This window comes from Candidatus Erwinia haradaeae, from assembly GCF_900698925.1.
Taxonomy (GTDB): Bacteria; Pseudomonadota; Gammaproteobacteria; order Enterobacterales; family Enterobacteriaceae; genus Erwinia_E; species Erwinia_E haradaeae_I.
Genome location: NZ_LR217713.1, coordinates 57,267 through 78,860 on the forward strand (window position 1 = coordinate 57,267; position 21,594 = coordinate 78,860).

Here is a 21,594-nt window from a genome sequence, read left to right on the forward strand (position 1 = left end):
TAACAATGTTATTTTACTGTCTTTGAATGTGATTGTATTCATATTTTTCGTGGATTACTATGATCTAACGATGCAGATGAATTAAATGATTCTGGAGGGATAAGTGGAGAAAATTATTTTTAATGAGGCAATTCAAGAGCTTAAGACTATTAATGATTTTTTGCGTTGGTCAGTCAGTTGTTTTTCGGAAGCTAATCTCTGGTATGGTCACGGAACAGATAATGCTTGGGACGAAGCTGTGCAACTAGTTTTACCTATGCTGTTTTTGCCGATAGATAGTAATATAGATATGTCTAATGGACGACTTACTTATAGAGAAAGACGCCGGGTTGTTGAACTTGTAGAGCGTCGTGTCAATGAACGTATTCCAGTGTCCTATCTTACTAATAAGTCTTGGTTTTGTGGTCAAGAATTTTATGTTGATAAACGTGTAGTTATACCACGATCGCCCATTGCAGAGTTGATTAGTCAAAAGTTTTCTGGTCTTATTTCTTATCAACCTAAAAAGATTCTTGATATGTGTACAGGTAGTGGTTGTATAGCTATTTCTTGTGCTTTAGCTTTTCCTGATGCTGAGGTTGATGCTGTAGATATTTCAGAGGATGCGTTAGTTGTTGCTAAAAAAAATGTTTTCAGATATAGATTAAAACAACGTGTGACGACAATATTATCAGATCTTTTTTCTAACATTCCTCATAAAAATTATGATTTAATCATAACGAATCCACCATATGTTAATAGGAGTGATGTTAAGTTTTTACCGGATGAATATCTTCATGAACCTACATTGGGTTTAATTTCTGGAGATAACGCTTTAACATTAGTTCTTCGTATTTTAAGTGACGTACAAGATTATTTGGCGCATGATGGAGTTTTTATTTGCGAAGTTGGTGGTAGCATGTCTGATTTACTCACATTGTTTCCAGATATACCGTGTGCATGGATAGATTTTGATCAGGGTGGGGACGGTGTCTTTAGAATGACTAGGGAGCAAATTATTAATATGATCAATTTATACCCAAAACTGCAACATGAATGATTTTGAGTATACAAAATCTACTTAGTGATATTGTATCTGATTTTATTTGTAAAATATAGGACTTGGGTGGTTTTAGTTATGATCTTTCTTCAGGGAAAGATGATTTGTACTTTTAAAGAAGAGCATGATCTACTAATAGTTTAGAAGGGGTTAAGAAGCTTATTAGTGAAAATAGGAAGATAATATCAAAAATAGTCATCCATTAATAAGAAAAATTAATAAGAAAAAGATGAAGTTAAGGGGATTATTATATAATTTTCAGGATGTGGTACGATGATATGTATGATGATATTTTTAATTATTTAGGCAAGATTAAATAGTTTTCTATTTTTTAAGAAGAGTGCGCTATGTTTAGTTGTTTATATTTAGAATCATAGAATAATTATAATGATTTTACTACATGATTTTTACATCAAATGTAAGAAGAAGATACATTTATCTTTTATAATATGATTATTTTATCTTATTGCTTATTTTAAGAGATCTTCAGATCTTAACGGAGTTATTCAGATGATAGTTCTTTTATTTACAAAGTACATAAGATAAAATCTTTGTTTTTCCTATTGTTCTAAGTTATGTTAGATTTAACACTATTAAATTACAAGATTTTTAGTAAAGAAATTTTTATAGAAGGATTTTATACCAGAAAAGGAATAGAGAAAAAGATTTTCATCCATATTGGTGTTTCGTGATGATAAGGCAGAAACTGGTGATTGCATAGTTTCGATATGGATGGTATGGGGTGTCTATTGCTTATATACGATATACTAGAGATATTATTATAAAGTTTTTTTCATTTTCTATCATAGAAAATATCTTACTTAAGCGAAGAGATTAAGTGTATACTATCATAATTAGCGTAATATATGAGAATATATATTCTATAATCGATTATATTAATTTATGTGTATCCAAATTTTTAAGAGATCTGGATTATAATATACAAAGAAGCATTTTAAGTCTGGTAAGTGGCGGAGGTAAAAATGGGCTTGATTATTTGATACGTTAGAAGTGAATGATTGGTTAGGATTCTTAGAATAAATAATTATTTTCTTTTACCTAAGTTATGATCGTCTTTGTTACGTGGTAATAATAGGTACATGTAAATTATTACAATGTATTGTCAGATTTTGCGCGTATGTCTAATTGATTTTTTGTTATGATAATGTTATTAAATATTGTATGAATTGGGATTGTATTGGGTTTATGATTGATAAAGTTATAGTACGATAATGGTTATGATAATGTTATATTATTACTTTGTAGTTAGTAATAAGAATAGAGATGTTTTATAGATAAGACTATACAAGTAAAATATATTTCGTATGCATAAATTCAAGTTCAAGAGATTTTGTTATAGAGGGAAACGTTACAATATACGGTATATTGATTATATTTATATATCTTTTTTTAATTAACTTGTGTTATTATCGGATAATCATAGATGTTAATGATTTTCAATGATTTGTTATTAAAATAATTCCAACGTTATTTTTAGAAGAAGATATAACGATAATTTAATGATTATCTGATTTTTTAATGTATTTTAAATAAAGCATATTTTTTTATTGGATAAAAAGTTTTATCTAAATTAATTATATTTTATTTTTTTATGCTTATCATTTTATGATAGAGATTCTTGATTATGTAAAAGTATCGAGATAAGATTGATGTAGCAACTGTTAGTTTAGATAAAAGATGTATAATATAATTATATTAATATAACGTATAAAGAAGGGGTGTGATCAGTACGAAAAAATATGAAGATAGCATTATAATTTTCTAATTTCTTTAGCTTACTTGATGTGAACGTTAATAATTTTTTTAAAAACATTATTTCATTATCAGAACAATGACGGAATCATATTGACTTATAATATCATGATGTAGATATGGCGAATAATAAATTTAAATTTAATAAAGTAAGATTTTAGAGAAAATAATTATTTATGGGTAAATATTTTATTAATTCCATGCAAAATGAATTTAAGTAATTTTTGATATTTATTGTTGAGGTGTGGTTGATTCAATATAAATACGACATTATTATAATATATATGTCTTAATTTAATAAATTATTTCTACTATAAATAGTTTTATAGCTCCTTTTTAGTTCGGTGATTGTAGAAAAACACTAGTATACCTGGTAAGTATAGTAGAAGGGACAAAAGAAGATTGGTAAGTCCTGATGCATATAATAACCAAATTCCATATATGCTTGCACCAGTTGCCGTGATAGTAATGCCTGGTTTGTTTAATCTTAATGCTACTTTAAAAAGATACATAGTTACTAGTAAATAAGGTAACAAGATCATTTCTGATGCAATAGTAAGGAGAATATTGTAGTCACAATTAGTAAAGTAAGATAGAATTAGTCCAATTTGAACCAAGGCATTGGTGAGATAAAGAGAGATAGTTGGCGCTCCATGAGGATTACGTAGACTGAGACTTGGCATAAGAAAGCTTTGGTTCATTACAGTAATGGGCGGAACTTCTGCTGCCATGATTGTCCAACTTAGATATGCGCCACATACTGAAAGAATTAGACCAATTACTATAATAATAGTGCCTCCGTATCCCATTAAGTTATACATTAATCCAGCCATAGAGGGGTTATGCATTATTGCCAGTTCTTTTCGTGCAACAATACCAAAAGATACAAGTGTAACTAGTATATAAATAGCTAGTGCAGCCAGGACCGCTAATAATGTAGCCGAGCTAATATCATGTTTATTACGTGCTCTCTCCGACATGACTAGTGCGCCTTCAATGCCAATAAATACCCAAAGTGTAATCAGCATGGCATCCTTTACTTGTTGCCAAATAGGCTTTTCTAGCGCTTGGCCGATAAAATCAAACCGGAAGCAACTATATCGAAAATTAATGCTAGCTAGTATAATAAATAACCCTAGAGGCAGAAGTTTACCAATAGTTGCTATAAGATTAACATTTGCTGCAGTTTTGACTCCTCGTACAATTAGTGCGTGAATTAGCCATAATAAAAGAGACGATGCTAAGAGAGAATAGCAGGTATTACCATTTCCAAAGACAATATAGTCTGAGGAGTCACTAAAAATGCTTATAGAAGAAAAAATAATAACTAGATAAGCTACATTAGCGATTATAGCAGATAACCAATACCCCCATGCGGAGCAAAATCCAATTAAATTACCAAAACCTGCTTGAGCATAAATAAAAATACCACCATCTAGATTAGGTGTCAGTTTTCTTAGAAAAATAAATGTTAATGCTAAAAGAATTATGCCCCCTCCAGTGATGCTCCAGGCTATTAAAAGCGCCGCTGGGCTTGCGATGGCTGCCATGTTTTGCGGTAAATTAAAAATACCGGCACCTAGCATGGAGCTTAAAACTAGTGCAGTTAAAGCACTCAATCCTAATTTTTTGTTCAAAAAAACCTCAGATATAGAAAATATTAGTTAATTTAAAAATTTTATGTAATTGGGTTTTTTTACAATAGACACTAAGCATTAATGTAATACTTAAATCACTTTGTATACAGAACTGTGTTAATTTGAAAAATCCTTTCCCTTGGAAAGGATCCTGTTACATAAAGACAGATATTTTATCATTCAGATTTCATTATGTATTGATAATCTATAGAATTAAATTATTTTGTCTTAGCTAGATTATTAGAATTAGTTTAATTCTGTATTAAAGATAGTTGTGATAAGAATACATTCTTTTTTGATTGTTTCTATATATTTATTCTACGTCTCGTGACTATTTTCAGTTTGTTGTTAGCTAGTCTATATTATTTTTATTGTCCAAGGTAATTAGGGCGACATCTTTTTAAAATTATGAAAGATTGTATTATGTAATTTATCTCATGTGGCTCTATATATATAAAATATAATGTTTTACTCAGAGGATTGGTTTTCTTGACTACAAGGACATACAGCCTGTATTACATTAATCTGTGAATTTACAGTCACAGTATATTTTGATTGATATAATCAAATGTTAAGATAACTATATTTACTTTATAGTGTCTTAGATTATCTATTTATAAATATATTTTTTAGAAAAGAAATAGAAAATTCGTGATATATGCAATGATACTATGATTGATCATAGTGTTGGTTCTGTTAGTTTTTTTTATTAAGTTTCTTCGTTGCTCTGACTAGAATTAGATCATTGATTTAAAATATATGTTGCAATATTATGTTTTATTTTTAATAACCATCTAAGTGTGTATGTAATTGAAGTTCTTTTGCGTAAGATAAAAGATCTCCTAGGATTTTCGTTTTATTTTGATTCAATTTATTGAGATCTAATAGAGTATGGATCTGTTCTATATATTGATTAAAATATTTCTGAGTAAGTGTAGAGCGACGCTGTTCCAGCCAAATTTTTTTTTCTATACTGTTTAGAGTTTTAGGAAAGTTACGGGCTCGAAAGCGAAATAATAGCTTTGATAGTCGTTCATCATGAAATGATAAACGTAGACTAGACAATGTTTCTGGATTAGTGTTGCGTATAATTTTAATAGAAGACTGATCTTTTTGGTTAAAGAAACCATTATAAAGCTGTGCATCAACATCCTCTAATTGTAGAATAGGTGGCTCTTCTGAGTACAGTTCTATAATTTTTTTACTTATTTGAGGATGTTGTTCTAATTTTTTAAAGTTATTTAAACAATCCTGGATATTTATATTAATCCTCTTAGTATCTAAGTCTCGTAATGTATGGGCTGGTGCAATTACCGGGCATCTATTAAGATGTACTAGCTTCAGGGGTATGGTAGAGCTTTTATCGTAGTTTTTATGACAGCTATAGAGCTCGTCACGTAATGTATTTGCATTTTTTTCAAATAAGGGCGCAATATTTTTGCTTAGGTCGCAAACTATCAATGTATTTTGTTTTTTTGGATGCCATCCTAGTGGAGAAATTAAGCTAGTATATTTACGTTTTTTACCAAATGTATTGGAAACATATACTAGTATCTGTATTTCTCGTATATTAATTAATGTGTTAAGCTGAGCTTTATTTCTATAGTGGTATAGGAAGTGATAGAGCCTCGGTTGTTTTTTTTTGATGAGTTTAGCTAGCTCAATTGTAGCGTAGACATCATCTATAGCATCATGAGCATGATGGTGCGCGATTCCATTTTCTTGAGTAAGTTCTTCTAGACGCAGACTAGGCAAGCCGTCTAAATCTAGAGGCCATTGTATTCCTTCTGGTCGTAAGGCGTAACAAGCCCGTATTACGTTTAGTAAGTCCCATCTACTGTTTTTATTTTTCCAGCTCCAGGAATAGGGATCACAAAAGTTACGATAGAAGAGGTTTCGACTAATTTCATCATCAAAACACACATTGTTATAACCCATCACGCACGTATTTGGAATGTTGAATATTTTATAAATTTGCTTAGCAAACTGAGACTCATTAATACCGCGTTTACAAGCAATTTGTGGTGTAATACCTGTAATTAGAACAGATTCGGCTTGCGGGAGATAGTCCAGTGCAGGCTGGCAATATATCACTTTTGGATCTCCCACAGGGTTGAAATTGATATCAGTACGTACAGAAGCGAATTGCGCTGGTCGATCTAATAATGGATTGGTTCCAAAAGTTTCATAGTCGTAAAATAGAAGCGTAGGTTGCATTAGTATATTGTTCATAGTGTAAGGATGTTGTAGTAAAGCATAGACTTATCTTTAATGATAGATCATGATTCATTGTTTGACAGTTATTCAAAATGGATAATATTGTTAGTACATGTTTTTGAAAATATTATTGCGTGAGGTAAAACGATTATTTAGTGATAAATAATTAATTGTACTATTAATAATTAATGAAGTGTTAAACATTAGTCAATATGGATGTAGGTTATTTTAATCACATGTTAAGATAAACTATATATTATATAGATAATATAGGAGTGTTGCGTAAGAATTATAATCTGATTCAAATAAGATAAGGTGTATTCTGTTATGTCTTTGAGGAGGTATATTTTAGAGAATATTGTATTTTGCTAATAATGCATCTGTTATGCCAGTTAGTGTTTTGTGTAAAATGGATTTTAATCTATTTTTTTTATTGAAATGTCATTCACTTTATGAAGTTTAGAATAGTCTTCATGATAATAAAACCAGAAAATATACGAAAACTTCATATGTAATAAACTCTTCATTTATTTAAGCAAGTATTTTTTATGGTTATAATGATTTGTTTTATACAATAGAATTGTTTGTATTAGCTAATTATGTTTATTATTTATTATTTTGTTGGTTTAAAGATCTGTAGCTATACTTGAATGATCACAAAAATTGATTTACCTCTAAGAGATAGAAGTAAAAGTATAGTTATTAATAAATCCAAACTCGATTTATTTCAAAGATTTATATCGAAAGTGCTCATTTTTCAAAGCAGTAGTTTATTTTTAATCAATGTAAAAAATTGTTTATCTTAACTTAAGTGGATTTTTAAAATAATTATAGTTTTTCTTGAAAATATTATTTCCCTTAGACTGATATTGTAATTTGCAGTAGAAGTTTGTAGTTTAATATACGATACCTATTTTTCCGCACACATGACCGTTTTGTATTAATTTGTGTGCATGTAAGATATTGTCTATATTTAATCCATATAGAGTTGTATGTAGTGAAGAGGTTAGTTGTTTTTCGTCTAAATTTTTTGAGATCATATTAAGAATATCTCCTTGAGAAGAAAGATCTGAAGTAGTAAAAAGACTTCGAGTGTAGATAAATTCAAAATGTAATGCTGCGCTTTTTATTTTAAGCACCGTTAGATCTAGAGGGTGATTATTGGATACGATAGTACAAATTTGACCTTGAGGAGAAATAATCTCACTAATTGCAGGCCAGTGGCTATCGATATCGTTTAAGCAAAAAATGTAATCTATATACTTTAGTCCATGGATTTTTAGTTCTACCGGCATGTTTTTATAGTTAATAACTAAGTCAGCTCCGCGATTGAGACACCACTTCAGAGATTCTTCGCGTGAAGAAGTGGCGATTACTTTTACTTTGCTGTAGAGTTTGGCCAATGGAATAGCTAGAGAGCCTACTCCACCCGCTCCACCAATAATAAGTAATGTTTTATTTTGATCACTATCATTAATGTGTAGGCGATCAAATAAACCTTCCCATGCTGTTAAGGCGGTTAAGGGAATTACGGCTGCTTCTCCCCAGCTGAGTGTTTTTGGTTTGTAGCCGGTGATTCGTGAATCTACTAATTGAGACGTGGTGTTGCTTCCAGAACGGTTTAGCTCACCAGCGTAGAATACATGATCACCTGGTTTAAAATTCTCTACTTGATCTCCGATAGTTAAAACAACACCGCTTGCATCCCAACCAAGTATGCGTGGATATTGTAGACTTGTCTTTTGATGTTCTTGTCGGATTTTAAGATCAATTGGATTTACGGAGATAGCTTTAACTTCTACTACAAGATCATATGGATTAGGATACAGTGTAGGTTGTTGTATCTCAATAAACTGATTTGGATTCTTTGGATTAATAGAAATGGCTTTGTATTTCATTGGCTTGACTTAAATATATTTAGACATAAGGGTAACTTTTACATTTTAATATTATTACGATACTCATTTCTTATGTCAAAATATTTTAAAATTTAAATAATTTTCTATTTAGTCAGTGTATTTAGCTTATTAAGCACGTTAGTATATCATATGTATAGCACTTAACTTTGATATTGACATCAATCTTCTATAAAATTTTTTTAGAAAATTGTTTATAGTTTATAATCAAGATCAGAATACATCAGTTCTATTGGGTGATATAAATGGCATAGTCATATATGGATATTTTATATTAAACGACTATTACGTAATTCGGCCTTAAGGTAAGCATAATAAATTGGAGCCGCGATGACACCAGATACTCCAAAAGTCGATTCGAGAATGAGCATAGCCAATAGAATTTCCCAAGTTTCAGCATTAATACGACTGCTAAAAATTTGTGCATTAATAAAGTATTCTAATTTATGAATAAGTATGAGGTACGTTAGGGCAATGCTTCCAGCTTCTAGGGAGATAGAAAGTCCGATTAGCACAATTGCAGTATTAGAGATTAAATTTCCAATTATTGGTAACAATCCAGAGAAAAAAGTTAATACTACAATAGTTTTAGAAAATGGGAAATGTAGTAAAAACATAGGAAGTACAGCAAAAAGAAAGATCCCTGTTAATACGGTATTAACTAATGAGACTTTAATTTGTGCGAAGATTACATTATGAAACGCTTTGCTTAAAATGCGTAACCTATTCAGTATTGCAGAGCTTAATGGCGCATTGGGTCGTTGAATGCTGTCATTACGAAGGGAAATGATTGCTCCTAGCACCATTCCTATTAACATAGTAGCAAAGATGTGTACTGTATTTGTGCCAAAAGTTTGTGTAACGAGATTTTTTCGCAACCATTCTGCAACCTGTTCTTGTAAGTCATTAATATCTAAAGGTAGATAACGGGCTATGATAGGGGATACTGTATGTTTGGCATCTTCTAAAAGTTTGTTAGCAGTAAGATGAAAGGAAGCAAGGTTTTGGAAGTCATGCAATAGAAAGGTAATGAGTTTAGTAATCCCTGCAACTAATGTCAATATAACGAACATACTTAGAAACATAATGCTGATCCATCGAGCAATCGGTCCTTTAACTAATCGTTCAATTATAGGAGTTAGAGCTAGAATTGTTTCATATACAATAAAACCAGATAAAAAACAGGGTAGTAAATGTAATGGAAAGATAGAAAATAGTGCGCTAAATACTAGAAGAAAGCTAGTGATTTGACAAATTCTAACATGATCTGAGCATTTTATTTCCATTACTAATCCTGCCTAAAAGAGCAATGCCGAGTGTATAATAAGTAGAATGTCTGGTGTATTATTTTGTAAGTAATATTAATAAGATTAATAGATGGCATGGCGTTTTATTGTCAAGAATACATGTAACAATCAGTATTCAGAGAGGGCTGAGCTTAGTATGATTATATAATAAAAGAGGTTTAAATATCATATTTCTTTTTATATGATTATTTATACTAAATGTCTTTTTTGATCTATTTTACATGACATTTTATATAGATTCATAATAATATTTTAAAGGAGTCTTATTTTAGCTGAAAGAGAACGTAGCTTGTTTAAAGAAGTTACGAGATGTCTATATAAGTACAATTATTTTTCTAGTTAGGTTTCAACCATAGAATACAGTTTAGAACTAAGCATCTTTTATATGGAGAAGACTAAAAATATAATAAGAGTTGATAGCTCAATAAGTTCTTGTAATCGAGTCAGAAAGAGAGGGTTAGTTATTATGCAGATACCTACATATATTTATTGCGTTTTGTCATTATTTTTTTATTTATTTTGTCATTTTTTGCAGACAAAGACGGAGATAACTGGATAGTTTTGTAAAAGCTCTATGTTTTAAATTTCATTAAAAGACGTATTATATCATTATGAATCACGTGTATTATTGATAATTTTTAAATGCTTGTGTCGAGTGATGTATTAAAAGACTGAATAAAAATATGTGAATGTAGATCTTTTATTAAAAAGATAAGTCTTTTGATTCTTATATCAGTAAAGATTAACCATTAGTTATTATTATAGAAATTATTAGATTTTATTTTATATAATATGAAGATTTTCCTTTTTCTTTCCTAGAAAGACTTTAGGTTCTGGGTTTTTAGTGGAATGATAATCTAATAACTTGAGTGATACAGTTGGTTTATTTTTCTTTTTTTCGCTTATTATTTTTTTAGTTCTGAATGTAAGATATAGGAAAATTTATAATTTTAACAATATATAAAATATTAAATAACTATTCGTTTTTAACTGGAGAGGTATCTATTGGAATCCAGAGCAATTTATAGTCTTTTTATTATAGGTTCAGTCTTAGTAGCTGCAAGTATTTTACTAAGTTCATTATCGTCAAAACTTGGTATTCCTATTCTTGTTATTTTTCTTTTTATTGGTATGCTGGCCGGAACAGATGGTATTGGAGGTATTGCATTTGATAATTATCCGGCAGCTTATCTTATTAGTAATTTGGCTTTAGCTGTTATTTTGTTAGATGGGGGAATGCGAACACGGGCCAGTTCTTTTCGCGTAGCTTTGGGCCCAGCTCTTTCATTGGCAACCATTGGTGTATTGATTACTGCAGGGGTAACTGGTATAGCTGCTTCATGGCTTTTTGGTCTTAATTTGTTAAATGGTTTTTTAGTTGGAGCTATTATTGGTTCTACAGATGCTGCGGCAGTGTTTTCACTTTTAGGCGGAAAAGGTCTGAATGAAAGAGTTAGTGCCACTCTAGAGATCGAATCAGGAAGTAATGATCCTATGGCTGTTTTTTTAACCATAACTCTTATTGAGATGTTGCAGAATGGGCAAACCGAATTGAGTTGGATGTTTGTATTGCACCTTATTCAGCAATTTGGATTAGGTATTCTTTTGGGATTGGGCGGGGGATGGGCTTTAGTTCAGATTATTAATCGAGTCTCTTTGGCCAGTGGTCTTTATCCTCTCTTAGCAGTAAGTGCTGGAATTTTTGTTTTTTCTCTTACGACAACTTTAGAGGGTAGTGGTATTCTTGCAGTGTATTTGTGCGGGTTTATTCTTGGGAATTGTCCGATTCGTAATCGCCATGGTATACTTCAGGTTTTTGATGGTATGGCTTGGTTAAGTCAAATTGGCATGTTTCTTGTATTAGGTTTGTTAGTTAATCCTCGTGATCTTTGGCATATAGCTATACCTGCTACACTTTTATCTCTTTGTCTTATTTTGTTTGCTCGACCTCTTTCAATTATTTTGTGTTTATTACCTTTTCGTGGTTTTACTATTCGCGAACGAATGTTTATTAGCTGGGTTGGTTTAAGGGGTGCATTGCCAATTATCCTTGCAGTTTTTCCCATGATGGCTGGATTACCTAAGGCGGCATTATTTTTTAATATTGCTTTTTTTGTTGTTTTAGTTTCACTAATGGTTCAGGGTACGTCTTTAAGTTGGGCTGCGCGTAGAGCGCGGGTGATTGTACCACCTTTAGCATCTCCTATCTCTAGAATTGGGTTAGATATTCATCCTGAAAGTTTATGGGAACAGATAATATATCAACTGAGTGCGGATAATTGGTGTATCGGTGTTGCTTTACGTAATTTATGCATGCCTTATGATACTCGAATTGCAGCACTTTTTCGTAATAATCGCTTGCTTCATCCTTCTGGTAGTACATGTCTTAAAGAAAATGATGTACTATGTGTAATTGGTCGTGAGCGTGATCTTGCAGCTTTGGGTAAGTTATTTAGTCAATCGCCTCCTATTTCATTAGATCAGAGATTTTTTGGTGACTTTATTTTAGAAGCAAATGCTAGACTGCAGGATGTTGCAAAAATTTATGGCATTGCACTAGATTATGACACAGATAGCGAGCAAACACTTGGTGAGATGTTTTCTGGTGTTATTGGTGCCGTTCCTGTTGTTGGGGATCAGATTGAGTGGAAAGATATGATTTGGACAGTTGCAGAGAAATCAGATAATGAAATCCTTAAGATTGGTGTTCGGGTTCAGGTAGAATAATTCATTTTATGATCTGTTAAAGTCTGATTAAGATTTTTCTACATATTAAATATTGATATATGTATTTTATTTTAAGATATTAAAAAAATAAAAGTATATTAGATGCATCAATTGTTCTGAATATTTGATGTTCTATAGCATTTTTTGTGAAAGGTTTTGTCATTATTTTAAGTATAATAAGCATTGTATGTGTTTCATACTGTTATCTAGATGTTATATAAAAAAAGTTTCTTCTGTTATATCTTCTAGAGGAAGATGACTTTGAATAAAGTATGGTTGATACAGAATAAGTTGATGGGTATTCAATATTGACTAGTAATTTAATGCTAAAGAGGCTAATTAATAGATGTTAATTTTTTGTAATATGACTTTTAGCGACCGGAGTGGCCAAAATTTCCTGTTCCTCGATCACTTTTTGGGAAATGCTTAACTAGATTAAATTCTACTTGTACGATAGGAAGAAAGACAATTTGAGCAATACGATCGCCGGGTTGAATTGTAAAAGGATTAGTTCCTCGATTCCATAGTGAAACCATTAGTTCTCCGTGGTAATCAGAGTCAATTAACCCTACTAAATTACCTAGAACAATGCCATGAGCATGGCCAAGTCCAGATCTTGGTAATATTATAGCTGCTAGCTTAGGATTTGAAATATTCAGTGCTATACCTGTTGGTATTAAAGTGGTACTATCAGCTTGTAGTATCATTGAATGTTCAATGCATGCCATTAAGTCAAGACCAGCTGAACCATTAGTAGCGTAAGATGGAAGAGAAAGCTTTTTATTTATCTGTGAATTTACAATTTTAATATCTATTTTTTCCATGATCTTAGTTCGTAACCCTTTCTATGAAGCGGGAGGTGATAAAACATACTTTTCCATGATTATCGAATTGTATGACTGTAGAATAACCTATTACATGATTCAATTTATAGTTTTATTTAATTATTAATTTTTGTGGATACGCTCTTTTTTGTAATTTATATGAATGAATATTGATGCGTTTTTACTACATACAGGCGTTCTGTCTATATCAGGTTTCATTTTAATGACGCTGTCTCATACGAAGACAAAATTACATTATAAAATAAACTATATAGTTTATTTTATAATGATAAAATCATAATTTGTTTGTTAATTAGTCGGTCTTTTTCTATTTCCAACTCTCGTAATCGCTTTTGTTCTTGTGATATAATCAAAGATGGAGCATGAGCTATAAATCCTTGATTTTTTAATTTAGAATTTATTTTTTTTATAGTTATCTCGAGTTTGGTAATGTCTTTTTTTAGGTTATCGATTTCAATAGAGTAATCTGTAATATGGTGATTGAATATGAGTAGCTCAGCATCATTGATAAGTTTACTGCAGGTTTTAGATGTGTCTTGACCTTCTTTTAGAAGGGTAAGTTTATCGAGACGTGATAGGCTTTTTAGTAGTGGGAGATTTTGATTTATACGACGTAAAACGTCTTTATTTTGGCTTCGAATAAGCAGATTTAATGATTGATTTGGAGAAAGATTGACTATTTTACGAAGATCTCGTGTTGCGATAATAGCTTCTTTTACCCATTCAATATCTTTTATAGCTACCTCGTCTATCAATCTCGTAGAGAACTTGGGTATGGGTTGTAACATTAGCGTTGTATCGCTAATGTTACGTATGATTTTAATGCGTTGCCATATGCTTTCAGTTATAAATGGAATAATTGGGTGCGCTAAGCGAAGCAGGGATTCCAATATATACACTAGTGTATGTCGAGTCCCTCGCAACTGGGTTTCAGAGCCATGACTGAGTATGATTTTAGTAAATTCTAAATACCAGTTACAAAACTGGTGCCATGTGAATGTATGTAATATATTAGCGACTAAATCAAAACGATAGTTTTCCATTGCGTGGTGATAGGCTTTTACCGTGTGATTAAATTTATCAAGAATCCAAAGGTCTGGATTCGATAATATTATGTCGCTATTATTAAAGCCACAATCCTTGTCTTCAGTATTCATTAAGACAAATCGACTTCCATTCCATAATTTATTACAGAAGTGTCGGTAACCTTCTAAGCGCTTCATATCCCAGTGAATATCACGGCCAGTAGACGTTAAGGCTGCTAATGTAAATCGTAATGCATCAGCGCCATATGGTTTAATACCATGTGGAAATTGCTTTTGAGTTATCGTGCGAATCTTGTCTATTATTTTGGGTTTATATATTTTTTCTGTACGTTTTTTTATCATTGCGCTTAAAGAAATGCCATCAATCATTTCTAGTGGATCAATAACATTTCCTTTAGATTTAGACATTTTTTTTCCATTTTCATCACGTATTAGTCCGGTAATATAAATGGTTTTAAATGGTATTTCTGGGATTCCTCTAGAGTTTTTAACACAATACATGGTGAGCATGATCATTCTAGCAATCCAGAAAAATATAATATCGAATCCACTTACTAGTATGCTGGTTGGGTGGAAGGTTTGAAGGGCTTTAGTGGGAAGAGGCCATCCTAAGCTGGCAAAGGTCCACAGGCTTGAGGAAAACCAAGTATCTAATACGTCTTCTTCTTGAGTGAGGTCGATTTCTAAGCTGAGATTATTTTCTATTCGCGCTTCCTGTTCGCTTCGGGCGACATAGTAATTGCCATGCTGATCGTACCATGCTGGGATTCTGTGTCCCCACCATAATTGGCGCGAAATACACCAGTCCTCAATATTGTTCATCCAAGCGAAATACATATTTTCATATTGTTTAGGAACAAATCTGATCTTTCCATTTTTTACAGCTTCTACTGCTATTTTGGCTAATGGTTCTGTATGCACATACCACTGTTCGGTAAGAATAGGTTCAATTACTACACCGCTTCGTTCGCTATACGGAATTGTAAGATAATGTGGTTGAATCTCATCTATTAATCCAAGGATATCTAGAGACTTAAGAATTTCTTGACGAGCTAACTTGCACGCTAGTCCACGAAATTCCAATGGAATTGTTGGATCGTAAATATTAGATTTTTTACCTTCTGCATCAAAAACCTGAGCGTGGTCTCGAATTTTTCCATCTAATGTTAAGATATTAAGCATTGGCAATTTATGACGAGATCCGACGTTGTAGTCGTTGAAATCATGGCCCGGGGTAATTTTTACACAACCAGTGCCTTTTTTTTGATCTGCATGCATGTCGGCAATGATGGGAATTCGACGGTTAACAATTGGTACAATAAGGGATTTGCCAATCAAGTCTTGATAGCGTTGATCGGAAGGATTGACAGCCACTGCAGTGTCGCCTAATATTGTTTCTGGTCGTGTGGTAGTAATAGTTATGTATTTTTGACCATAATTAGTTTGCATTCCATCCGAGAGCATATATCGGATATGCCATATAAAGCCTTTTTTTTCTATATTTTCTACCTCTAAATCAGAAATAGCAGTTTGTAATTTTGTATCCCAATTAACTAAGCGTTTACGTCGATAAATCAACTTATCTTTATATAAGCGAACGAAGACTTCTTTGACAGCAGCTGATGATCCTTCATCCATAGTAAACCGTTCGCGTTCCCAATCTACGGAGTTACCTAACCGACGCATTTGTTGGGATATGGAAAAACTAGCTTGTTTTTTCCACTCCCAGATTTTTTTAACAAAGGAATCACGTCCATACTCTTGAAAGTTTTTTCCTTCCTCTTCTGAAATCATTTTTCCTACGATTATTTGTGTAGCGATACCTGCATGATCGGTGCCTGTTTGCCAGAGGGTGTTTTTCCCTTGCATTCGTTGGTATCGAATCATTATATCCATAATTGTTTGTTGGAAAGCATGTCCCATATGCAACACGCCAGTAATATTTGGTGGTGGCATGATAATGCAGAAGTTTTCTTGCGTAATATCGCCATGTGGTTTGAAATAACCTTGTTTTTCCCAAAATTCATATATAGGTTGTTCAATATCTTTTGGGTTATATGTTTTATCCATTTTCTTTTTTTACGAAAGTGTGTAATTTATTTAGATTAGGAAAATAGTAATTTATAATCAAGAATATGAGCAGCACTGATTTAGCTTCAGTATGATTAATGATTAATATTGTGGTGTATTACTCGTACTCGATTTTTTCGTACTTCTTGATGAGAAGATGTGATGGTGCCGAAGGCCGGACTTGAACCGGCATGCCTTTCGGCGGTTGATTTTGAATCAACTGCGTCTGCCAATTTCGCCACTTCGGCATAAAGGGTAATTCAAGAAATTATTCTATAATATAATTGATTTATTATAGATGCAACTTTCTTTAAAAGTAATATTTTATGAGTTGTTAACTGACATATATTTACATTGTTATTTAGAAAAATTCTATTTTTTTTGTATCAGTTAAAATTATATAGCATGTGGTTGTCGTTATCATGATATTGTTTAATTAAAAAATATTAAGATGAAATATTTTAGTTATCATTTCTTATGGGTAAGGTTTGTGGGGGTATAGCGCTTTGGTTGACTCAAACAAATTACTTAGTATGTTTTTTTCTATATGTTCAATTAAAAAAGATAGAGCGATTGGAGTTTTACTGTACGGATATGTGTTAATTGAGGTTCTACTAACTCTTCATTAAGGAAGACGGTGGTAACAGAAGACCAGTGCATATTATAGAGTGTTACTTACTGATCTGTAATTGATAAATAAATATAGAGGTAGTTTTTAGAGTTATTATATGATGCAAGCGTAGATTAAGAATAAAATAGTAAGCATCAGTGAATTTGTGTAGATATCATCAGTGATGATTGAGAAGTCTTTTTATTAAAGATAACTGAGTACGTCTATTTAATTGTATTTTATTTGTTTTATTAAATTAAGTTATTGAAGCGAAAATTGTAATATAGTTTTACAGAAATGGTCATCCAATCTATTTTTGTTGGCTTATTTATTGTAACATTTAAGTAGGATAACTAATGAGGTGAATTGTGGAATAGTGTTGGTTATAGCGTTTATTAATTCTAGATGTTTTTTTATTTTTATTTTGATTAAAGTCCATATTAGATTGTTTGCTAAATTTACGAAGAGATTATTTTTAAATATATTTAATTATTTTTTTAGATTATATTCAAAATTATTTTTGTTTTTATCAGTATCTTAATGATTGTTTTTATTTTCTAGAACACGAAGGTTATTATTGTAATAAATGTTATGCACAAAATGTTCTGGGCTACTTAGAAAGGCATGATATGTATATTATGATCCATAATGCATGATAATCTGTGCCGGATCTTTCTACAAGAATTGAGCCAAAATATCGATTAAATTAAAAATATTTAATATCTTAGATATTAATAAACGAGTGGTCTTAATTATATTAAGAATGATAACTCTATTCAAAAAGATAAGGAGATTTCATATATTATTAGTATGTGATAGATATAAGAATTTTGTTAATTAAGGTTTTGAATAGATGAACATTTAAATTCATTTTTGGGTGAAGTAACTAAATAATGGTAGAAGCTCTAATTATTCTATGGGATAATGTTGGAAAATAAGGACAAGTTTGATTGAAAAAGAAAAAAGAGAGTATGGTAGATTATTTTTATTTTTTAGTCTTCAATGTACAATCTGGTTTAAATATATAATCCACAGTGATTTTTTTAAAATTAACTTGTTAACTAATAATAGAATTTAAATTCTATTCTATTTATTCTTATCTTATCAAATGTCTTAATCAATGACAGCGATATTAGTAGCGATGTTATCTATATTTAGATGCAGTTAGTTTTTTTTAAAATATGATTATTCTGATTTAGCTTTTATATTTGGAAATAGTTTGAACATATATTGTATAATTTTGGAAAAAATTTTTTATTATGGTTATGCACAATATTTTTTTTATATACTTTAGTAGCTTACTTGGTTAACAGACCGGTGGTAAGAAACATTAATTTAATTTGGGTCACTATTTAATTCTCAGGTTTATTGTTAATCGCATATAAAATTATTTATCTACATATAGACAGGCCTAAGCTCTAAGTGTATGTATTAAAATAATATATTTAAGATATTACTTAAGTCATCTATAATGGGTTTTTTTAATTTTTAACTAAATTATTGATTGTTTTAATTTTTTTTAGATCAATAATGATATTTAATTATATTTTCTATGTCTGTATAGCATTAGAACTCTTGGATTGTAAGGACAAAGGGGTGTAACTAATCACTTTATTCATATGAAGTAGGAATGTTCTAGAGAGTATTTATATGCGTTTTTTGGTTAAATGTAGACTATACAATTGAGAGTATTGATATCATTGATTTTGGTGTATTCAATTTATATAGGATATTTTTTAATTATTTTAATCAGACTAGTTAGGTATATCAATTCATTCTGACTCTATGATGGAATCTTCTTCCATAGCTATCCAAGGTGAAGTTAGTTGAAAATGAAAAAAATTGTTTTTTCCTAATGAGCCCGGTATATAATTATAAGAAAATATTAGATACGGAACTCTATATATGAGCATTATAATGAGAATTATGGAATATTTAGGTCATTGATTATATGAATTTGCTTTTTAATTATATATTTTAATATCTATTGATCGATATTTCTATTGTTTAGGATATTAATATTGCATATAATGACTTCATAGGTTATTTGTAATTTCATTAGATTATTAATTTTATCAGATTATACAGCACAAACAATCATATTTGAGAGTGATTACATGATTAAATAGTAGTAATGTGTTTTTTAGAAAAAATAATATTTTATAGTGCTTGTTATTTTTATATAATAAAACGGTTATTGAGGATATTTGCATTAAATTTTTTAAGAATGTCAGAGTAGGTTTAGCATTTTAGTTAGTTTTATATTATTTTTTCTAACTATAGTATTTAGTATATACACTAAATGATATATTTTTATGAATTATATACTTTTTTTATTTGTTTATTTTGATGTAGAGATAATTTATTTTTTTCGCTAGAACAAAATGACTAGTGTTTAGTATGGTTATATTTTGATTTATTTTATAGTAGTTATAGATTTTTATAAATAGAAAGAGTTGTGAGGCAAGTATATTCTTTTATAGAAAGACGCAGTCTAGTGATAGAGGACATGCTTATTTAGACTATTAATAGTAAATATATACTATAGTAGTATCTATATAATAAGTAGTATATATATAATATAGATCTGAGTTGTTGTAAAGACATCTTTATATAGAAGAATTATATTTATTCTTATAAATATGAAATATATTTTCAAAATAGAAGTTATAATTAATTATGTATAAGGTATATGTATAATCTAATAGCAGAATCTATTTTTCATGGTAGTTTACTGGTCATTCTAAGATAGAGCTATTTGTATTGTATGATGTATACTAATAAAATCTTTCTTGGTATTTTATGTATCTTAAATTAAAACCTAATATTTTATTTAGATATTATAGTTGTATTAGATTAGGCAGGATCTGGAAGAGTTATTTTTAGATCTAATATAATTATTAGAAGGATAGGTTGTGGTAAAATATGTATTTATATTTTAATTTAGATTATTCTCTATTAAATAATTTTGTTGTAATTCATATTGGTTTAAAAATGTTAGTCTTGAATTGACGTGAATCTCCATATATATTTAAAAATGAAGGCAAGAATTATATCTATATTAGTTTGATAATCATAATGTGTTAGATAGTTGTATTATGTTATTTATATTTAGGTATAAAACATATTAAAGAATTTGTATTTTTTATTTTTTTAAATGCATTATATTAATAATATATTAAGTTTTATTTAAATAAATAATTAGAAAATTAACGGATTAAATTAAATAATCCAGGTATTTTATAGGGTTTATAGGGATGATTGCATATGTGAGTTTTTTATTGAATAAAACTCCTCTAATACTTATATGGATTATATTATAATATAATTATATTTAAAATATTTTTTAATAAAGTTAAACGTTTTGTTCTTTGATAAGATACATATCGGTATGCAGACTGTTGTATTATACCATAATACAGGTTTAACTGGATGGTAGCTGTTATGAGCGCCAAATATGTACGGCAGGTTTTTTCAGCAGCTATAGCGGGTATGGTTCTTGCTTGTCTATTGTTGTTTATTAAACTTTATGCCTGGTGGTATACTGGATCTGTGTGCATGTTAGCAGCTCTAGTCGACTCGTTAGTTGATATCATTGCTTCAATGACTAACCTTCTGATTATACGGTACGCCGTGCAGCCTCCTGACGCTAAACATACTTTTGGTCATGGCAAGGCTGAATCTCTTGCAGTTCTTGTTCAAAGTATATTTATCTGTGGTTCTGCTCTTTTTCTTTTTCTTGCTGGGTTACGTAATCTTGCATCACCTCAAGAACTAAAAGCGCCGTTAGTAGGGGTTCTTGTTACTTTAATAGCATTGTTTTCTACACTAGCGTTAGTTATTTTTCAGCGTTGGGTTATACGACAGACTCATAGTCAAGCTATTCGCGCAGATATGCTGCATTATCAGTCGGATATAGTAATGAATGTTGTGATTTTGCTAGCAATAACTTTCAGCTGGTATGGATTTTACCGAGCAGATGCGTTTTGTGCGCTATATGTTGGAACATGGATTTTATATTCTTCTTTGCGTATGGCTTATGAGGCTATACAAGTTTTACTTGATCGATCCTTACCTCCTAGAGAGCACCAGCTTATTATTGATATGATTTCAGCGTGGCCAGGTATACGTGGAGCACATGATATTCGTACTCGTCAGGCGGGCCCTACGCGGTTTATTCAACTCCATTTAGAAATGGATGACCAACTATCGTTATGTGAAGCTCATAAAATAGTTAATCAGATTGAAAAGGCGTTACTTGATATTTTTCCAAGTTCCGATGTTCTTATTCATCAGGATCCTCGTTCTGTGGTGGATAAGGAGCGTCAAGGTACATTTGGGAAATAAAAGATTGTGTGTAATAAAATTATCCTAAGAATTAGGATAATAAGTTACTCTATGTTAATA

Annotated in this window: 9 protein-coding genes, 1 tRNA gene and 1 pseudogene; 4 read left to right on the forward strand and 7 right to left on the reverse strand. The window is 30.6% G+C overall.

Annotated features, from left to right (window positions below):
• The first annotated feature begins 103 nt into the window (after positions 1-103).
• The gene (prmB, locus tag HACICURV3402_RS00190) at positions 104-1,039 is read left to right on the forward strand and encodes a 50S ribosomal protein L3 N(5)-glutamine methyltransferase (protein WP_157992374.1); all 936 of its coding nucleotides are present in this window, start codon (positions 104-106) and stop codon (positions 1,037-1,039) included.
• 2,111 nt (positions 1,040-3,150) lie between these two features.
• On the opposite strand, the pseudogene HACICURV3402_RS00195 reads toward prmB, so the two are convergent.
• The 4 genes and pseudogenes from HACICURV3402_RS00195 to HACICURV3402_RS00210 all read right to left on the reverse strand — a co-directional run.
• A pseudogene (locus HACICURV3402_RS00195) lies at positions 3,151-4,449 on the reverse strand (basic amino acid/polyamine antiporter); the annotation flags it as partial.
• Positions 4,450-5,232: 783 nt separating this feature from the next.
• Positions 5,233-6,666 (reverse strand): exodeoxyribonuclease I, encoded by a 1,434-nt coding sequence (sbcB, locus tag HACICURV3402_RS00200; protein ID WP_232037507.1) that lies wholly within the window; start codon positions 6,664-6,666, stop codon positions 5,233-5,235.
• Between the two features lie 896 nt (positions 6,667-7,562).
• Positions 7,563-8,564: a zinc-binding alcohol dehydrogenase family protein gene (locus HACICURV3402_RS00205; protein WP_157992377.1), complete on the reverse strand. Its 1,002-nt coding sequence runs from the start codon at positions 8,562-8,564 to the stop codon at positions 7,563-7,565.
• A 287-nt stretch (positions 8,565-8,851) separates the two neighbouring features.
• Positions 8,852-9,868 carry an AI-2E family transporter gene (locus tag HACICURV3402_RS00210; protein WP_157992378.1) on the reverse strand — a complete coding sequence of 339 codons (1,017 nt, stop codon included), beginning with the start codon at positions 9,866-9,868 and terminating at the stop codon, positions 8,852-8,854.
• 1,026 nt (positions 9,869-10,894) lie between these two features.
• Here HACICURV3402_RS00210 and HACICURV3402_RS00215 point away from each other — a divergent pair.
• Positions 10,895-12,616, forward strand: a complete 1,722-nt coding sequence (locus tag HACICURV3402_RS00215; protein ID WP_157992379.1) for a potassium/proton antiporter — start codon at positions 10,895-10,897, stop codon at positions 12,614-12,616.
• Between the two features lie 371 nt (positions 12,617-12,987).
• On the opposite strand, the gene dut is transcribed toward HACICURV3402_RS00215, so the two are convergent.
• From dut to HACICURV3402_RS00230, 3 genes are all read right to left on the reverse strand, one after another.
• Positions 12,988-13,443, reverse strand: a complete 456-nt coding sequence (gene dut / locus HACICURV3402_RS00220) for a dUTP diphosphatase (protein ID WP_232037527.1) — start codon at positions 13,441-13,443, stop codon at positions 12,988-12,990.
• 278 nt (positions 13,444-13,721) lie between these two features.
• Entirely contained in the window at positions 13,722-16,577 is a 2,856-nt protein-coding gene (locus HACICURV3402_RS00225; protein WP_157992381.1) for a valine--tRNA ligase, read from the reverse strand.
• Between the two features lie 163 nt (positions 16,578-16,740).
• Positions 16,741-16,825 (reverse strand) — tRNA-Leu (locus tag HACICURV3402_RS00230).
• Positions 16,826-17,083: 258 nt separating this feature from the next.
• On the opposite strand from HACICURV3402_RS00230, the gene HACICURV3402_RS03385 reads away from it, so the two are divergent.
• Together HACICURV3402_RS03385 and fieF are read left to right on the forward strand one after the other, a co-directional pair.
• Entirely contained in the window at positions 17,084-17,206 is a 123-nt protein-coding gene (locus HACICURV3402_RS03385; protein WP_269472375.1) for a hypothetical protein, read from the forward strand.
• A 3,425-nt stretch (positions 17,207-20,631) separates the two neighbouring features.
• Positions 20,632-21,534 carry a CDF family cation-efflux transporter FieF gene (fieF, locus tag HACICURV3402_RS00235; protein WP_157992876.1) on the forward strand — a complete coding sequence of 301 codons (903 nt, stop codon included), beginning with the start codon at positions 20,632-20,634 and terminating at the stop codon, positions 21,532-21,534.
• Positions 21,535-21,594 lie beyond the last annotated feature (60 nt).

Coding starts and splice junctions, on each gene's coding strand:
- sbcB (WP_232037507.1), bottom strand. CDS start 6,666: ATGCAACCTACGCTTCTATTTTACGACTATGAAACTTTTGGAACCAAT.
- HACICURV3402_RS00205 (WP_157992377.1), bottom strand. CDS start 8,564: ATGAAATACAAAGCCATTTCTATTAATCCAAAGAATCCAAATCAGTTT.
- HACICURV3402_RS00210 (WP_157992378.1), bottom strand. CDS start 9,868: ATGGAAATAAAATGCTCAGATCATGTTAGAATTTGTCAAATCACTAGC.
- HACICURV3402_RS00225 (WP_157992381.1), bottom strand. CDS start 16,577: ATGGATAAAACATATAACCCAAAAGATATTGAACAACCTATATATGAA.
- fieF (WP_157992876.1), top strand. CDS start 20,632: ATGAGCGCCAAATATGTACGGCAGGTTTTTTCAGCAGCTATAGCGGGT.